The organism is Bacillus sp. FSL K6-0268, from assembly GCF_038005425.1.
Taxonomy (GTDB): domain Bacteria; phylum Bacillota; class Bacilli; order Bacillales; family Bacillaceae_G; genus Bacillus_A; species Bacillus_A thuringiensis_S.
In genome coordinates, this window is sequence record NZ_JBBOTF010000002.1 from 186437 (window position 1) to 202168 (window position 15732).

A 15732-nucleotide genomic window follows, 5' to 3' on the forward strand; every position below is an offset into this window, starting at 1 on the left:
AATCATAAAATTATGTTTTATGTTCAGGGTTATAGCTTTCTGGCTCTAAAGTTATTCCATCTTGGAATTTATAAAATCTTTTTAGGGTTGCATCAAGTCCATTCACTGCTACAGCAGCAATATCCCCGTTTTTAATTTCAATATCTGGATCAATTAATGCCAGCGCATCTGGTGGCACTATTTTATTCATACTATCTCCAACTACTCTTAATAAAAAAGCATGAGGATGACAATCAGTAATTTCAACAGGAACATTAACCCATTCCTCTATAGTGACCATTTCAAGCGGAGTTCCAGCTGCTATTGCTCCAAGTACAGGAAGGGTTGTACAGTTATTTTCAATCTTTGATTGATTAGGTCTAATGTGAGTGATTTTAGACTCTTGCTCTTCAATGATGTCACTTTTTAATATTCCGAAATAATCAGCAATTTTTTGAATCGTTCCCATCCTGGGTTCTTTTAAGTTTTTTTCCCAAGTTGATACTGCTTTATCTGAAACACCAGCTATTTCCCCGAATGCTTTTTGTGAAAGATTATGTTTATTTCTTAATTTTTTTATATTTTTTCCTAAGTGGAAGGCGTTTGTGGAAAGTATTTTCAAAGATACAGAAGGACATACAGATTACGAATTAATAGGCTTCATTCAAAAATCGATTGGATATTCATTAACAAGTGATATATCCGAACAGGTGATGCTTTTCCTTTATGGTAGCGGAAGAAATGGTAAATCAACATTTATTAACACAATTAAAAACTTGTTAGGTGATTATGCCAAGTAAACAAATAGTGAAACATTTATTAAAAAGAAAAACGATAATGGGGCAAATAATGATATTGCTCGTTTGGCAGGTTCTCGTTTTGTATCAGCTGTTGAGAGTGAGGAAGGACAACAATTATCGGAAGGATTAGTGAAGCAAATTACGGGCGGCGAACCAATCACAGCCCGATTTTTAAGACAAGAATATTTTGAGTTCCAACCAGAATTTAAGGTATTTTTTACAACGAATCATAAGCCAATTATCAAAGGAATGGATGAAGGGATATGGCGTAGGGTTCGAATGATGCCGTTTACTGTAACGATACCGAAAGACAAAGTAGACCGTAAGCTGCCTAAAAAGTTGGCAATGGAGATGTCCGGTATATTGAATTGGGCTATTGAAGGCTGCTTGAAATGGTAACGTGAGGGATTAGGAGAACCAAAAGTAATTCAAGACACGACCAGTCATTACAAAGAGGAAATGGATATCCTCGAACCTTTTCTACTGGATATGTGCTTTTAACATCCACAGGCGAAGATAGAGGCGAAAGAACTGTATAACGAATATTCTCGTTGGTGCAATGATGAGGGGGAAATCAGTTTAAAGAATCGAACCGTCTATAGATTGTTAGGAAACAAAAATATTGTGAAAAAGCGTGGGGCAAAAAATAAAGTATTTTTACATGGTGGTGGTATGCAAAAACAAAATTATAAGTATATCAATAAAAAGGTGGATGATTCAGTAAACGGAAATGACCGAAAAATAGTTTGATAACCTCTTTTAAATTGACCTGAAATTCAGTCATATCAAGGGTTAAGAGAGTTTCGTTTTCTATTATGTTATTATTGGTTATTTATTTTATATATATCCAAAAATAATAAATATTTATAAAACATATATATATTATTTTTCTACAACGGAGATCGAGTTAACCTTTGATAACGATAAGGATAAAAATATGCTCAAACCACTGATATAACAACGTTTGTAACGGGTTAATTAAGTGGTTTATGCTTGTTTTTTTGTGGATGAAAGCAAAAAAAAGAAAGCTTTTTACTAATATGGCCTACCATACATGGTCATTTGGATTAGGAAGAGGGAGATGAGATGGCACAAATATTAACAATACTGAGTGAAATTTGGAAAGCGGGTGCAAACATTTATCTAGACGAAAGTGACGGTCGTATTACGATCAAGCGACAGGATTTAATTTCAATGGAAGTCATGCAAATGGCTGAACAAAATTTTAATGCTATCCATACATGGTTTCATTCCTGGAAGAATGAGAGTGTGGAGGAAATCACCATGTTGAAAATCTTATATCAATTCTGTGGATGGCAGCATAATCAAAAATTATATGCCTGGTTAGTGGCCGATGTAGATTCTTTACAACTGTTTTATGACTGGACGATTGTTCTTGCGAAGAACGGATGGACAGACATCTATAAAGATAATCGTCCGTTTAAAAATAATAAATCGGATGCAATGGCAAGAAAGATATATGAACGTGCAGTTATACATGCGAAGAAAGGAGTAGGAGCATGATTAGTTATCGTTATACCGGTACGGAAATAAATAACATTCTTAAAACACTCATCATCGTGATGGATACGAGAGAGAAAGATAATACTCATATTCGAGATTATTTACATCAAAAGGGAATACCGATAAAAAATCAAAAATTAGATACTGGTGATTACGGCTGTATGATTTCGAAAAATGAAGAGCTGGGCATATTTCGTGATATCTATTTAGATAGCCGAGTAGAACGGAAAGCCCATATGGATGAAATCACAGGGAATCTGCAAAAGAACACACAAACAGCTTTTGAAAATGAATTGATTCGTAGTAAGGATATCCCCTTCACCTTAATTGTGGAGGACCTACATGGATATGAGAAGATGTTACAAGGAAAGTATCATTCCAAATACAATCCACTAGCATTACTGGGAAGGCTAAATACATTTAAAGCAAAATACGGTTTTGAAATCGTGTATTTGGATAAGAAATTCAGTGGGAATTGGATGTATCATCATTTTTATTACCAAGCGAAACATTATTTTAAATGGGGGGCTTTTTAGGAGATAAAAAAGAGGACTCTTATATGAGAGTCCTGATAGGAAAATGAGTGAATCACAAACACATTTTGGTACAAGACTAGTATGTCCAAATGATCAAGAATATATACAACGCAACAAAGCAGCTAGCAAATGCTAACTGCCCAGTAGAAGAAGAGAAAATCTAAGAAGTTGCTGAATAACTGGCATACAAGTGTAGGCTATTCATCAGCCTATGGATAGTATGAATCAAATTTGAAATTTTATACGGAGGGGAAAAAATGACAGTACTTACAGATTTCTTATTGACATTATCTGAGAAATTAACGGAAATCGCAGATGATACAGCCGATTTAGAAACGGCGGTGGAACTAGAAAAGCTTATCCATCAAATCGATGAAAGAATCAAAAAAGCTTAGGTTTTTCATATGGCTGCGCATGGAACGAACCCAAGTTTGAATCGAAGTTAAAAGACTGACAGAAATCTGGCATTTTAAAGCTTTAAAAAGATTTTAATATCGCAGTATTCAGTGTGAAAAGGCTGCTTAGAAAGGATTCTGGACAAGTTTAAAAAGGGTGGGTGAAGGAGCATTTGTTTGATTGGCTAAAGAACTATCAGAAATTAGAAGAAGAGATTGCTTATTTGGAATATAATCTAGATAAAACAAAAGCAGAATTAAAACGTTGGATCTATGGTGATTTACAACGTATACGCTTATCTGTAGCATCGGAAGGTGCGAAGGTAGAGGCACGTTTGGAGGCAATTGCATATGAACTGGCTCATAAAATGAATGAAATGTATACCTTAATAAAGTTAATGAATAAGTTTAGAGGATTGGATAATCAAATACTAAAAATGAAATATGTGGAGGGTATGACGTTAGAAAGAATAGCGTATGAATTACATTGTCATCCCAACTACATCAGGAAGCGACATGCAGAAGTCATTCGGATTGTCAAGTTTAAATATGCGTAAAAATATAACATTTTTGTACACAACATTTTGTGTATAGTATCTATTGAAAAAATGGTTTATAGTAGCAGTATAGAGATTTGACGGAAAGCGAGGAGAGATGTAATGGAAGAGAAGTTAGATATGTTAATGAAGATGATGCAAGCAATGGGGACAGATCTTAACAAACGTTTTGATGATATGGAAGAGCGTTTCACATCGATTGATGAAAGGTTACAACGTGTGGAAGACAAAACGGATGCTTCCTATCTCATGTTGCAAGAAGCGGGAAAAGGTGTTGCCCAGTTGCAAGTAGATGTAAATGAATTAAGATAAGAAGTAGAATACTTACATACCAAAGCGGTTGAGCATGACAAAAAATTGTTTAAAATTGAAAAGAGAATTCATTAAATATGGTTCGAGAAATGAATTCCATTCGAATATAGCATATACAACCCATAAAAAAATGAGGAATATGAAAAAGAGAACTAGATAATGAGCAACTTTCATGGCAGCGTCCCTTTGCTAACAGTCTAGATGAAGGAATGAAGAATGCCAGAATATACAAGTGTGGGTAGGCCATAGTAGGTGTAAAGGATTCTGAGGATTCTGAGCATTCTTCAACCTTCTAAAAAAATGTTGGAGGAAAACAGTTTAGATATAAGTATAATGGTTTACCAAGTTGAGGGCCTGAAATAAACCGTCTGAAAGGGATGTTTTCCAAGCATTTGTAGTATATGTAGAAAAATGGTTTTTACAACCAAAAAAATGGGGGCTTATTCGTTTATAGGAATCTCTTTTTTATGAATAAAGTCTGATGTAAGAGTAGCCATGTTATGTTGGCTGCTCTCTTTTTGCTGAGAGAAAACGTATGCTAGTATTTTTTTGTTTAAAAAACCATTTTTCAGGAGGGGTGAGACACTTGTCCATCGGTTTGCATACAATATCGTATCAAACAATAGAGGGTGAGAGAACTTGTTTAAAGAGGGGCAATTATTAATTACATTTTATGAGCATACAAATGAGCAAGCGAAAAGCGAAATCCATACGCAATTAGGCGGAAAGAAAATAGATGAAATTCCTAAGTTCCATATGGATTTAATTGAAGTTCCTGCAGGAGAAGAGGAAACATTCCAAGCATTATATAAAAACAATTTGTACGTTCGATTTGTTGATTTTAATATCATCTATACCATAGGAAGTTTCAAAAAGCATCGCTTTTCAAAATATGGTTGCTGTCATTACGAAATGAATCAGGATATAAAAAATGATTGTATACCAAATGATTATTATTATTTTCAGAAATTCGAAAATACTACAAACCAATGGGGACTACAACGAATTAATCCGACAGAGGCGTACTGTGTAGCGAAATATAAACATTTGCTAACTAAAATAGCGATTTTAGATACAGGAATTGATCCAAATCATCCAGATTTAATAGGAAAAATAATAGATCCGATCAATGTAGCCTCCGATGATCCTACAGACTATATGGACAGAATAGGGCATGGCACTTTTGTAGCAGGCATAGCCGCTGCCACTACGAATAATCAAATCGGAATAGCGAGTGCAAGTTATAATACTGCATATATTGTTCCCATAAAAGTTATAAAAGTGAATCATATGGTATTAGCGGTAGATGTGATTAAGGGGATTGCGTATGCAATAGAAAAAAGGGTAGATGTAATAAATATGAGTTTTTTTACTCATGATCCTAGAGATTATTTAGAAGCCCTTCAATTGGTAATTGAAGCAGCCTGGAAGCAAAATATTATTTTAGTAGCCGGAGTCGGAAATGATGGAGCAACTGCCCCATATTATCCTGCTGCAAATAACTTTGTATTAGGAGTGAGTGCAACAGATCAAACCAATCAATTAAGTGTTTTTTCAAATTGGGGAATTAATATTGGAATAACAGCGCCAGGAACAGATATTTTATCTACGGTGCCAACGTATTTACCAGATGTGGATGACAAAAACGCGTATTTTGTACTCAGTGGAACATCTTTTTCCACACCATTTGTAAGCGGGGTTGCAGCTATGTTACGAGCGATGAAACCATCTGCGACGAATCAAGAAATTATTCAAGCTATACAACGTTCTTCTAAAAATGTAAATATAGTTCATAAAGAATGGGTTCCATTTTATGGGTATGGGTTGTTACATGCCAGTGAAGCGGTCAAAGAGCTATTATCTCCTGCAGTTTCATCTAGTAATGTTTTAGGATCTTTTTATGGACAGATTACAAAAAACGAAGAACCCATTTCAAATATCACGCTATATGTAGTAAATACAAGTACAAATCGTATTGTAAGAATTTATACGCCGCCCAATTATAATCTTTCTAGTACGTCACTATCAAAACCAGACGGCATGTTTCGTATCATTAATTTGCCAAGAGGAAGATATTCTATGTATGCAGGTAGTGTAGATCCAAAGTTTCTTTTAACCACTGCGGATATTGTACCTGGAGCAGATGTATATATAAAATTAGTAGTTCCAGAGAGTTCAGAGGAAATGTTGGTAGATAAAGAGGGAAAGGGAAAAGAACGTAGTTAAAACATGTAACAAATGTATAAAAAAGTAGGGGGAATGACAAATCGTCGTAACTACTATAAAAGTGATAATGGAAGACGTACAACATATTCTGCATGTATGATAAGTTGGGTAAATAATGGATAAGTAAAAAGCATCAGTGATGGTGCTTTTTTATTGTGCGGAAATTCTGTATCAAAATATTTGAGAATGGAGTATGTAACATGAAGTATTGTGATTTTAACGGCTGCTATCACAAAATAAGTAAAGGGCGTTATTGCGCGGAGCATAAGCGAAACAAACCAAGAAAGAAAACAGATAAGAAGAACATCTATCATCACGAGAACAAACCTTTCTATCGTACGAATGCATGGAAGTATGTGAGGTCTCAAGTATTTGAACGAGAGAAAGGATGTTGTGAGCGATGTGGAAGGTTTGTTTTTGGTAGAAGAGCTCATCAATTAAACAAGATGACACACTGAAGTTAGATGAAAATAATTTAATGCTACTTTGTCCGAAATGTCATTTCAAGGAAAAGAACAAAGGAAAGCTGAGAACCGTGTTTCCGAGTTACTTTGGAAGCCCCCCTATCGAAAGTTAAAATTCCCCTTTTTGGGAAGATAGATAGCTAGGGGGCACATCAATGGTTGCACGATGTTGAAAAAAGTAAGGGGGGTGTGAAAATGACTCGTATGTCGAAAAAGAAAAGGCTAGAAATGTTAGATGTGGCAAGGGATGAAGAGCGAAATAGAATTATACAATCATTGACTGAGGAGGACAATTTTACACCTTCTTTAGAACCACTACTTGAAAATTATGTAGATGCTTTTATCATTTATAAACGATGTTTGAAGAATGGAAAGAGGATGGATTTCCGCCTACAAAAACGCATCAGAACAAGGCTGGAGCCGTAAATGAAATGAAGCATCCACTGGCACAACAGGTAGAAACTTGGAATGATAAAAAGAATAAAATGTTAGAAGCGCTCGGCATGACGAATAAGGGGAAAAGTGTACAAAAAGCGTCCAAACATGAAAAAAATATCCCATCTCATGAACCAAAAGATGAATTAGCGGCTCATCGAGCCAAATGGCGGAAATCTACATGATGATTACACCAGGCGTGAACTATGCGGATCAGTATGCAAGTCACGTCATGCGGCATAAAAAGAAATACCCGAAGTCGATCATTCGTGCTGTAGAGTGCTATAAGAAGTGGAAAAAACGGAAAGATATTTGGTTTGAGGTAGATCGAGCAAATGAAATGTTGGATTTTGTTCAATCGTTTATCCGTCATGTGAAAGGCCCACTCGCAGGTCAGTTGATGGCAATGGATACTTGAATGCAGCTTCTTTATACTTTTCGCAAACAGGGAATGCAATGCTTCATGCTGACAACATGATTGTCCTAAATCCTCAAACTGATATGAGGTTTAAAGTCAAAGATCAGTTCCGCTTTTATCGTAATGACAATTGGATTGCGAGTATTGGAGTTTCATCTGGAGGAGATACAGATATCATACTTCCAAATGCGATGATACGAAATTCGAGTTGGGAAAATGGCTATATTCAAGTGAAAACCGCTCTGGGGACCTATTATCAAGGAGTAATTGCTTCAGACTTTAAAGTTTCTTCTAAAGAAACCTATAAAACCAATATTAGACCAATTACACGTAGTGTATTGGAAACTGTAATGGCTTGGGATATGGCTTGGGATATTAAACAGTATAATCTGAAAACGGACATTCCAAAACTCTATGAAATGCGTATGAATCGCAAAGAAGGAGAACCGACAATTACTATAGGTGCAATTCCTACGCATTATGGTTTCGTTATTCCAAAAGAAGCAGAGGAAAATGGTGTAGGTTTATATGGAATGCTTTCGCAACTCACAAAAGGTTTCCAAGAATATGTGACAAAAACGGATGCTAGATTGGAAGAATTAGAGCCGTTAAAGCCTAAAGGAAATATTAAAACATAGGAACAAAGTAAAACGTCAAAGAAGACCGCCTAGACGCGTGAAAGGGAATAGATAAAGAGAGGTGTAGTCATGCGAAATGAGGAAATGATGCTAGATTTAGCAGATCCTGTGTTTACAAAAACAATTCGTTCTCGGCAGAATGACAAGAATGGATTGAAGCTTACGGTGTACGTAAGAGAAAAAGGGGGAGAAGGTGGATTTAACAGGATATGCGGTTAAATATGAAGCGACAAATCACACAGGAGTATTCATTCGAGATGATGCTCAAGTAGTTGATGCAAAGAATGGAGTGTTTTTATATACGTTTACATCTCAAGCTGTTTCTACATCGGATGATTGGACAGCTTTTTTTGTGATGGAAAAAAATACAGAACGAATGAGTACACCAGACATTCGTATTACATTAAGACGTGATGTGAAAGAAGGAAATATTAAAATGGAAAATTATATTTCAGAGTTTGAGATTATTAAGAAAACGATAGATGCTTTACAACCAGCGGTTGAAAAAATGGATGTTGTAAAGCGATCAGGCGGGATAATGACAGGGTATCTAACCATGAAAGCAACGTCCGGTTCCAATATCGGAGTTGGATTCAATAGTGAAGATAAGGTATTAGATATCGGTCTTGTAGGAGCCTCGGATGGTCAATTCTATTTAAAAGACTGGAAAAATAATAAAGTGTTGCTTGATAAATCACCTACAGGGGTATTCAATGTTTTTGCTGATAATCTTCTAAAAAAAGCTGGCGACATTATAAATGGATTACTTGAATGTAAGAGCGATAATGCAATTGTATTAGGTAGTCGTTCCTATAAGACAGTCATTCACAAAGGGGCGCAGGGAGAGCTAATTGTTGCTCCTTCTACAAAGGAACAGGGGGATAATTGGGATTGGTCCAAACGAGTAGAATTTCGAACAGATGGTACCATTAGGCAAGCAACAGATACAGGGTGGATTAACCTTCCTACAACTGGGGTATAGAATGTTGCTAACAGAGATATGAAATACAAGAGAAGTGGTGAAAACATGAGTGTAATTGGTTCGGTTCGAAACCCTCAAAATGAGGCAGTATTCGCTACACTACCAGTTGGATTTAGACCGATACAGCACATTGCTTTTCCAGCGCTGGCATATGGATATACACCCACAGCTTGTGAAGTTACAATAAAACCTGATGGGGGGATTTTCGTGAATGGTGTTCCAAGCGGGAGCATTGTTCATATTGCAATGAACTTTTTAATTTAAATCGTACAAGTTAAGCGTACATAAGCAGGCTTTTTTAGTGTGTATACAAAGGGGATGAGAACAGTGGAGGAACAAATCTTCAATTCAATGATTCAACAAGGAGCATTCGCAGCGTTATTTGTGTGGATGCTTTTTACTACGCAAAAAAAGAATGAGCAGCGTGAAGAACAGTATCAAAAAGTAATCGAGAAAAACCAAGCAGTCATCGAAGAACAGGCAAAAGCATTTGGTTCACTTTCAAAAGATGTATCAGACATTAAGCAAAAAATTATGGGGAATGGTGACGAAAAATGAAAAAATCTATTAAATTATTAGCCTCAATTTCTACTGCAGCTATCATTATATTTACTTCGGCAGGTAGTGTCTTTGCTGATCGAGAAATAATTATTCCAGGGTTACCTAAAGCTGAATATCACAATGGATATGAGGCATATGAAGGTGTAGTAGCACATTCTACAGCAACTCTTGAAGCGCCTGCCTGCTATTAATATCCGAAACTATGAAGCAAGAACATGGCGCTCTGCATTTGTACATTATGCGACAGATTGGGATGAAACCATTCAAATTGCTTCTACTAAGTATCAAGCATGGGGAGCAGGTCCAGCAGCCAATAAACGATTTGTTCATGTAGAGCTCTCTGAAACGAGTGACCCTATTAAATTAAAAAAATCCTATGAGAGATATGTGAAGCTACTAGCTAAGATTTTACGTGATAGAAACATTGAGCCATCCATTGGGTTGTGGACGCATAAAGACATTACGTATTAGCTTGGTGGCACAGATCACGAAGATCTGATTGATTATCTTCGCAGTCATGGTGTATCAGAATCAAAGTTTCGTGCTGATGTATTAAAAGCATATAAGGGAAATTCTATTTCAGTTGAAGCGAAACCAAAGCAACCAAGTGAAGTACCTGGTGTTATGAATGAGGCGGGAGTAGCGTATATTGATGGATACAATATAAACCTTCGTTCTGGTCCATCCACAACAAATAGTGTGATTCGTAAATTACAAAAAGGCGAATCATATAAAGTCTGGGGTAAAGTAGGAAACTGGTTGAATCTTGGAGGAAATCAGTGGATGTATAACGATTCATCATACATTCGTTATACAGGAGGAAGTACATCAACACCGTCCAAATCTTCAATTGGTGGCATTGGTGTAGTGACTATTACAGCTGATGTATTACGCGTTCGTACTGGTCTAGGAACGAACTATAGTGTCGTAAAAAATGTGTACCAAAGTGAAAGATATCAGTCGTGGGGATATCAAGATGGATGGTATAACGTTGGGGGCAATCAGCGGGTTTCAGGTGGGTATGTGAAATTTGAAAGGTAACAAAGCCGTATGTGGGGTCAGCAAAAAAAGAGCATTCTCTGGCGAGTGTGAACGCTCTTTTTTACATCGCAAAGATATATATATAAATTGATTTAACATTGTATTATATGTAACACGTGGAAGTAATATGAACATGAAAAATAAAAAACAGCGCATTCTTGACTGGCGTACGCTGTTTTGTGGTAGAACTATCATAAATCAGGAGTACTTTATGTCAGATAAAAGTCACATATGTTATCACATAAAAAAATTTCCACAGTGGCCGCTATCATTGTTAGGAAATCTTGCAAGATAGGAAACTAGGGGCGATAGATGGACGGGAAAAGAAGAATTTCTCTTTGCAGGAAATGGAGTAAAAATCATGGCGCAGTGGAGAAAATTTGTCGTTATTTGTATCGTAGTACAAGAAATAGGTCGGATGGAAAACGTAAGCGGGGCAAGTGTTGGATGATGTAGAAGAATGCGTGAGAGGGGAGTAATTATGTACGGGTGTAGGGGCAGGTTGTGTCTGTTTTGGTGGTAGGATATACTGAAAATGGGAGATGGGGAGAATACGAGTTTGGGGTGTTTAGAAAACGAGGAAAGTAGGAATCTATCATGCGGTGGTGTCTCTGGATGCTTTATGTAGTGGGTAAGATTCAGTACAAACTTCCCACTAGGGTGTACCCAAATGGGAAGAACCCAAACTGGATTCAATCAACAGTTATTAAAAAAATATAACAGATACAGGAAACCTTCTTGTTCGTTGCTCCCGCAACTCGTCCTATAAAGAAATGTCTATCCCCTTCCAGAAACAGTAAAATCTCTTTGTTTCGTTGCGTACTGTATTCTATACAACACCCAAGCACTTCGTGCATACTTTTTTGCTTATTTCACCAAAAAAATGTGGTAACACACAGAAAAGATAAGAAAAACACCCAAACATATGGTAAAAAAACCAATCATTCGTATGCTTAATAGATGAAAAAGGTTTTACTTTAAATTATTTTATAAATATATTGAAAAATAACAATTATATGTATGTTTCTCACTTGTTCATTTCACGAGACGTACCCCTTGATACAGGAATGATCACCATTTGTATCATTCCCATTTGAGTACACCCTATTGGGAAGTTTTTGTGGTGGGATTCTTCTGGATAAGGTTTTTTTTCTTGTTACGTTGTCTCTATTTTGTAAAAAAGGAGGGTGTAGGATGACAAAAAGGGGAATGGCCAAATCCGTCATGACCGATTTAGAAATGCTGGAGATCATTCAACAGCTACAGTGGACGACGACGGGGCAACTGGTTGCTTATATGGGCGCGTATAGTCGGCGGAGTATCCTGCGTAAACTCGAGCATTTGCGTCCGTATTTGCACAACATTCAAGAGCCATCTCGTCATATTTTTGGACTCAATAGTAAAGGGGGCGAGTTACTCGGAACGTCTCATGTGACCATTTTGACAGAGTTACAAGACATCTACGATGTCCTCTATCGTAATGAAATCTGGGAATGGTGTGGGTATCCAGAGTGGAAGTGGCAAGAAGAGTTACTACCTTCTTCGAAACGAGATTCACTGTTGCCCGCTGCCTATTGGTATGATAGGCAGCGCCTGCATGTAGTAGAAATCGATAATGGGGAAAATCTGCATCACACACTTTGTAATATGCGCCGGTATGAGGGATTGGTGCAACATGCAGAAAAGCGCGGCAAGCCTGTGCCGCAGGTGTACTATTTTACACCTGACCGGCAGCGTTTGGCTTGGATGGAAGAAGCAATGGGCGGGCATAAGCCGTGGATACAGTTTGTGCATACGCTCAAAAAAGGAGGAATGGTAACATGAAGCAAGAGGATCATAATGTGGTACCGATGTTGATACCTACGATTCCGATTACACCGGCAGAAGAGGCGCAATTGATTACGCTGTTTCAAAATTTACAAACGGCGGTGGTGAACTATTTTGCGAATCCGACGATTTTGCCGAATCAAGCGCTGCAGCAAGCCTTAACTCAGTTATACACGTTTTTACTCAATACGTTTCCGACGCCAGATGGGCGAAATGCGACGCGGTATAATATGTTTCTTTTACTTGGTACGACAAATTCGTTAGCCAGCTTGACTGCACCGGTTGGGCAAATCGCAGAGATGTTAAATGCGCTGTATAACGCGCTTTCTGTATTTGTCGCGTCTCTGATCACGTCTTCGCCATCCGTTCAAAATCAATTGTTCGTCATTCTCATCAATTTATTTGCAGCAACATCTACAAAGCTGAATACGGTGCAAGGAGAAACTGGACCAGCGGGATCACAAGGACCACAAGGATCGCAAGGACCAGCGGGACCACTCGGCTTACAGGGACTGCAAGGGACGCAAGGTTTTCCCGGTGTGACAGGACTCCAGGGGCAAGAGGGAGATCAAGGACCGCAAGGCGCACAAGGATCGCAAGGACCAGCGGGACCACCCGGCGTACAAGGACCGGAAGGGGACAACGGCGTGACAGGACCCACGGGACCGACCGGACCACAAGGACCTCCGGGACCAACAGGACCGACGGGGGCGATTGGCGTCAGTAATACATTACTAGCAAAGAAAAACAAGGGCACTTCATTTCTGGTAGAGGGGATACACAAAAACAATACGCAAGGAGGAAACAGCGATGACGAATGATCACAGCAATCCAAACAATCAAAACCTCGGTCTACCAGATATCGGACCGATGATTACGCCAACAGTTCCGATTACCCCTGCGCAAGAAGCCGCTCTGTTAAACTTATTTGCCAATTTACAATTAGCCGTAACAGCTTACTTCAATAATCCCACGCCCGCTACGCAGTTACAACTCAAAAACGAACTGAACCTTCTATACAACTTCTTATTGAACGAATTCCCGACACCAGCTGGACGAAATGCGACGCGGTTTAGTTTGTTTCTTCTGTTAGCTACGGTGAATCAGTTACAAGGCGTGGCGCAGATTGGGAAAATTTCGAATATGATGCAGTCTCTCTATAACGCACTGTCTATTTTTGTGGCGGAACTGTTGACGTCGAGTCCCGCAGTAAAAAATCAACTGTTGAACACACTTACCTTTACGGTGACGATTACGTCTGATGTGCCGTCTGGATCTCCAGGACCAACGGGTCCAGCAGGGGCACAAGGGTTCGGGCGCACAAGGTGCACAAGGAGCGGCTGGATTTACAGGACCACAAGGGTTGCAAGGGCCTGCAGGGATTCCAGGTGTGAAAGGCGAACAAGGTACGCAAGGAGCACAAGGATTGCAGGGGCCTGGGGGGCCACAAGGAAGTGCGGGACCAGAGGGCGATAATGGCGTGACGGGACCACAGGGGCCAACTGGGCCGACTGGAGTGACAGGACCGACTGGGCCTACGCCGACGCTGCCGGTGGGGAATGTGTTTGTGGCGAACCGTAGTAGTAATAATGTTTCTGTGATAGATGGGACTACGTTTGAGAAGGTAACCACCATAGCTGTCACGGGTCCTCAGGGTGTGGCAGTGGACGTGGTGAATAACCAGGTGTGGGTGGCGAACCTTAGTAGTGCCAACGTATCAGTGATCGACGCATCCACGTACGCGAAGGTAACCACTATCGCGGTGGGCTCGCGGCCTCAGGGTGTGGCGGTGGACGCGGCGAACAACCAGGTATGGGTGACGAACCTTGACAGTAACAACGTATCGGTGATAGATGGCTCCACGTATGCGAAGGTAACGACCATCGCGGTGGGCTCGCGGCCTCTCGGCGTGGCAGTAGACACGGCGAATAATCAGGTGTGGGTGGTGAACCTTGACAGTAACAACGTATCGGTGATCGACGCATCTTCGTACGCGAAGGTAACCACCATAGCAGTGGGCTCGGGTCCTGAGGGTGTGGCGGTGGATGCGGCGAATAACCAGGTGTGGGTGACGAACTCTAGCAGTAACAACGTATCGGTGATAGACGGATCCTCGTACGCCAAAGTAACGACCATCGCGGTGGGCACGCAGCCTTTCGGCGTGGCGGTGGACGCGGCGAATAACCAGGTGTGGGTGACGAATTATAGCAGTAGCAACGTATCAGTGATGGACGGCTCCACGTACGCGAAGGTAACAACCATCGAGGTGGGCACGGGTCCTCTCGGTGTGGCAGTGAATCCGCCTAGTTTATAAGTGTAGAAGGAGGTATTTGCCTCCTTCTTTTTTATGTGTGTTGTTATGAGAATGGGAAAAATCCAGTACCCCAATCGGTACGGGATTCTTTTTATGTATTTTTACCACACCGCAAGGTGTGGAGGCTACGCGGTATCTATTGTTTATTCTATGCCAGTGGTCCGGTTTTTTATCACCAAAAAATCCTTACGCATTTTTCCCTATATTTTCTTTCTATATCGTATTGTATTCTTATTTCTTCTTTTTGTAAGTCATTCGAAGCATATTCATTTTGTAACTGACATTCCGAATTCTTGTCCTAAAAAGTAAATGTTCCCGTAGAGAAAGTCTCTTTCATTCTCCATCGCATCGTCCTACACTAGATGCCAACCATAACAAAGTTTTAAAATAACATCCAATATATATCAAAATATATAACAATGCGCACGTTTATACCATGTAACTGAAAGATAGAAATCTATACTATTATACCGCACAATCCATCACACAGAATTAATCCAAAGAGAAAGGAGAAGCATAATAACCTTTACTAATATTTAATAAGTTTGTTACTTTTATCCAGTTAACATAATCTTTATTATAGGAAGTTGTGAAAAATATCAAAATTATATATCAAAAAGACTATATATCTTAGCTTATTGAGATGAACTTCGGAAATTTTTTTGAAACTATATATGATACTTTTTATTTACATACCGTTTTATTTTGTAGAATTCATTTTTT

12 protein-coding genes and 7 pseudogenes are annotated in these 15732 nt (G+C 38.9%); 18 read left to right on the plus strand and 1 reads right to left on the minus strand.

Annotated elements, in window-relative coordinates; genetic code table 11:
- Positions 1 to 10: 10 nt before the first annotated feature.
- Positions 11 to 601 carry a LexA family protein gene (locus MHI28_RS31685; RefSeq protein ID WP_340828555.1) on the minus strand — a complete coding sequence of 197 codons (591 nt, stop codon included), beginning with the start codon at positions 599 to 601 and terminating at the stop codon, positions 11 to 13.
- Here MHI28_RS31685 and MHI28_RS31690 point away from each other — a divergent pair.
- The 18 genes and pseudogenes from MHI28_RS31690 to MHI28_RS31770 all read left to right on the plus strand — a co-directional run.
- Positions 567 to 1529, plus strand: a pseudogene (locus MHI28_RS31690) (DNA primase family protein); the annotation flags it as partial. The gene MHI28_RS31685 and the pseudogene MHI28_RS31690 overlap by 35 nt on opposite strands.
- 336 nt (positions 1530 to 1865) lie before the next feature.
- Positions 1866 to 2303 carry a hypothetical protein gene (locus tag MHI28_RS31695; protein WP_340828556.1) on the plus strand — a complete coding sequence of 146 codons (438 nt, stop codon included), beginning with the start codon at positions 1866 to 1868 and terminating at the stop codon, positions 2301 to 2303.
- Positions 2300 to 2839, plus strand: coding sequence for an ERCC4 domain-containing protein (locus MHI28_RS31700; protein WP_340828557.1), 540 nt, complete (start codon positions 2300 to 2302; stop codon positions 2837 to 2839). The genes MHI28_RS31695 and MHI28_RS31700 overlap by 4 nt, the downstream gene beginning before the upstream one ends.
- Positions 2840 to 3096: 257 nt before the next feature.
- Positions 3097 to 3234, plus strand: coding sequence for a hypothetical protein (locus tag MHI28_RS31705; RefSeq protein ID WP_340828558.1), 138 nt, complete (start codon positions 3097 to 3099; stop codon positions 3232 to 3234).
- 173 nt (positions 3235 to 3407) lie between these two features.
- Positions 3408 to 3791, plus strand: coding sequence for a hypothetical protein (locus MHI28_RS31710; RefSeq protein WP_340828559.1), 384 nt, complete (start codon positions 3408 to 3410; stop codon positions 3789 to 3791).
- A gap of 102 nt (positions 3792 to 3893) precedes the next feature.
- Entirely contained in the window at positions 3894 to 4103 is a 210-nt protein-coding gene (locus tag MHI28_RS31715; protein ID WP_340828560.1) for a hypothetical protein, read from the plus strand.
- Between the two features lie 639 nt (positions 4104 to 4742).
- Positions 4743 to 6329, plus strand: a complete 1587-nt coding sequence (locus tag MHI28_RS31720) for a S8 family peptidase (RefSeq protein WP_340828561.1) — start codon at positions 4743 to 4745, stop codon at positions 6327 to 6329.
- Between the two features lie 200 nt (positions 6330 to 6529).
- A pseudogene (locus MHI28_RS31725) lies at positions 6530 to 6906 on the plus strand (HNH endonuclease).
- Positions 6907 to 6988: 82 nt separating this feature from the next.
- Positions 6989 to 7413: pseudogene (locus tag MHI28_RS31730) on the plus strand (P27 family phage terminase small subunit).
- A pseudogene (locus MHI28_RS31735) lies at positions 7410 to 7640 on the plus strand (terminase large subunit); the annotation flags it as partial. The pseudogenes MHI28_RS31730 and MHI28_RS31735, both read left to right, overlap by 4 nt.
- Positions 7619 to 8339, plus strand: a pseudogene (locus tag MHI28_RS31740) (phage tail spike protein); the annotation flags it as partial. The pseudogenes MHI28_RS31735 and MHI28_RS31740, both read left to right, overlap by 22 nt.
- Positions 8340 to 8353: 14 nt before the next feature.
- A pseudogene (locus tag MHI28_RS31745) lies at positions 8354 to 9530 on the plus strand (BppU family phage baseplate upper protein).
- A 63-nt stretch (positions 9531 to 9593) separates the two neighbouring features.
- On the plus strand, positions 9594 to 9824 hold the full coding sequence (locus MHI28_RS31750; protein ID WP_033692567.1) for a BhlA/UviB family holin-like peptide: 231 nt from the start codon (positions 9594 to 9596) through the stop codon (positions 9822 to 9824).
- Positions 9821 to 10868, plus strand: a pseudogene (locus MHI28_RS31755) (N-acetylmuramoyl-L-alanine amidase). The gene MHI28_RS31750 and the pseudogene MHI28_RS31755 overlap by 4 nt, the downstream one beginning before the upstream one ends.
- A gap of 1194 nt (positions 10869 to 12062) precedes the next feature.
- Complete coding sequence (locus MHI28_RS31760; RefSeq protein ID WP_340828562.1) at positions 12063 to 12692, plus strand: hypothetical protein; 630 nt, start codon at positions 12063 to 12065, stop codon at positions 12690 to 12692.
- Positions 12689 to 13516 carry a collagen-like repeat preface domain-containing protein gene (locus MHI28_RS31765; protein WP_340828563.1) on the plus strand — a complete coding sequence of 276 codons (828 nt, stop codon included), beginning with the start codon at positions 12689 to 12691 and terminating at the stop codon, positions 13514 to 13516. Before MHI28_RS31760 ends, MHI28_RS31765 begins: the two co-directional genes overlap by 4 nt.
- 49 nt (positions 13517 to 13565) lie before the next feature.
- Complete coding sequence (locus MHI28_RS36260) at positions 13566 to 14171, plus strand: collagen-like repeat preface domain-containing protein (protein WP_445661810.1); 606 nt, start codon at positions 13566 to 13568, stop codon at positions 14169 to 14171.
- Positions 14172 to 14262: 91 nt separating this feature from the next.
- Entirely contained in the window at positions 14263 to 15009 is a 747-nt protein-coding gene (locus MHI28_RS31770; RefSeq protein WP_340828564.1) for a YncE family protein, read from the plus strand.
- Positions 15010 to 15732: the final 723 nt, after the last annotated feature.

Excerpts from the sequence above, each read along its gene's own strand:
- MHI28_RS36260 (WP_445661810.1), top strand. The coding sequence starts at position 13,566 with ATGATTACGCCAACAGTTCCGATTACCCCTGCGCAAGAAGCCGCTCTG.
- MHI28_RS31705 (WP_340828558.1), top strand. The coding sequence starts at position 3,097 with ATGACAGTACTTACAGATTTCTTATTGACATTATCTGAGAAATTAACG.
- MHI28_RS31765 (WP_340828563.1), top strand. The coding sequence starts at position 12,689 with ATGAAGCAAGAGGATCATAATGTGGTACCGATGTTGATACCTACGATT.
- MHI28_RS31700 (WP_340828557.1), top strand. The coding sequence starts at position 2,300 with ATGATTAGTTATCGTTATACCGGTACGGAAATAAATAACATTCTTAAA.
- MHI28_RS31695 (WP_340828556.1), top strand. The coding sequence starts at position 1,866 with ATGGCACAAATATTAACAATACTGAGTGAAATTTGGAAAGCGGGTGCA.
- MHI28_RS31715 (WP_340828560.1), top strand. The coding sequence starts at position 3,894 with ATGGAAGAGAAGTTAGATATGTTAATGAAGATGATGCAAGCAATGGGG.
- MHI28_RS31760 (WP_340828562.1), top strand. The coding sequence starts at position 12,063 with ATGACAAAAAGGGGAATGGCCAAATCCGTCATGACCGATTTAGAAATG.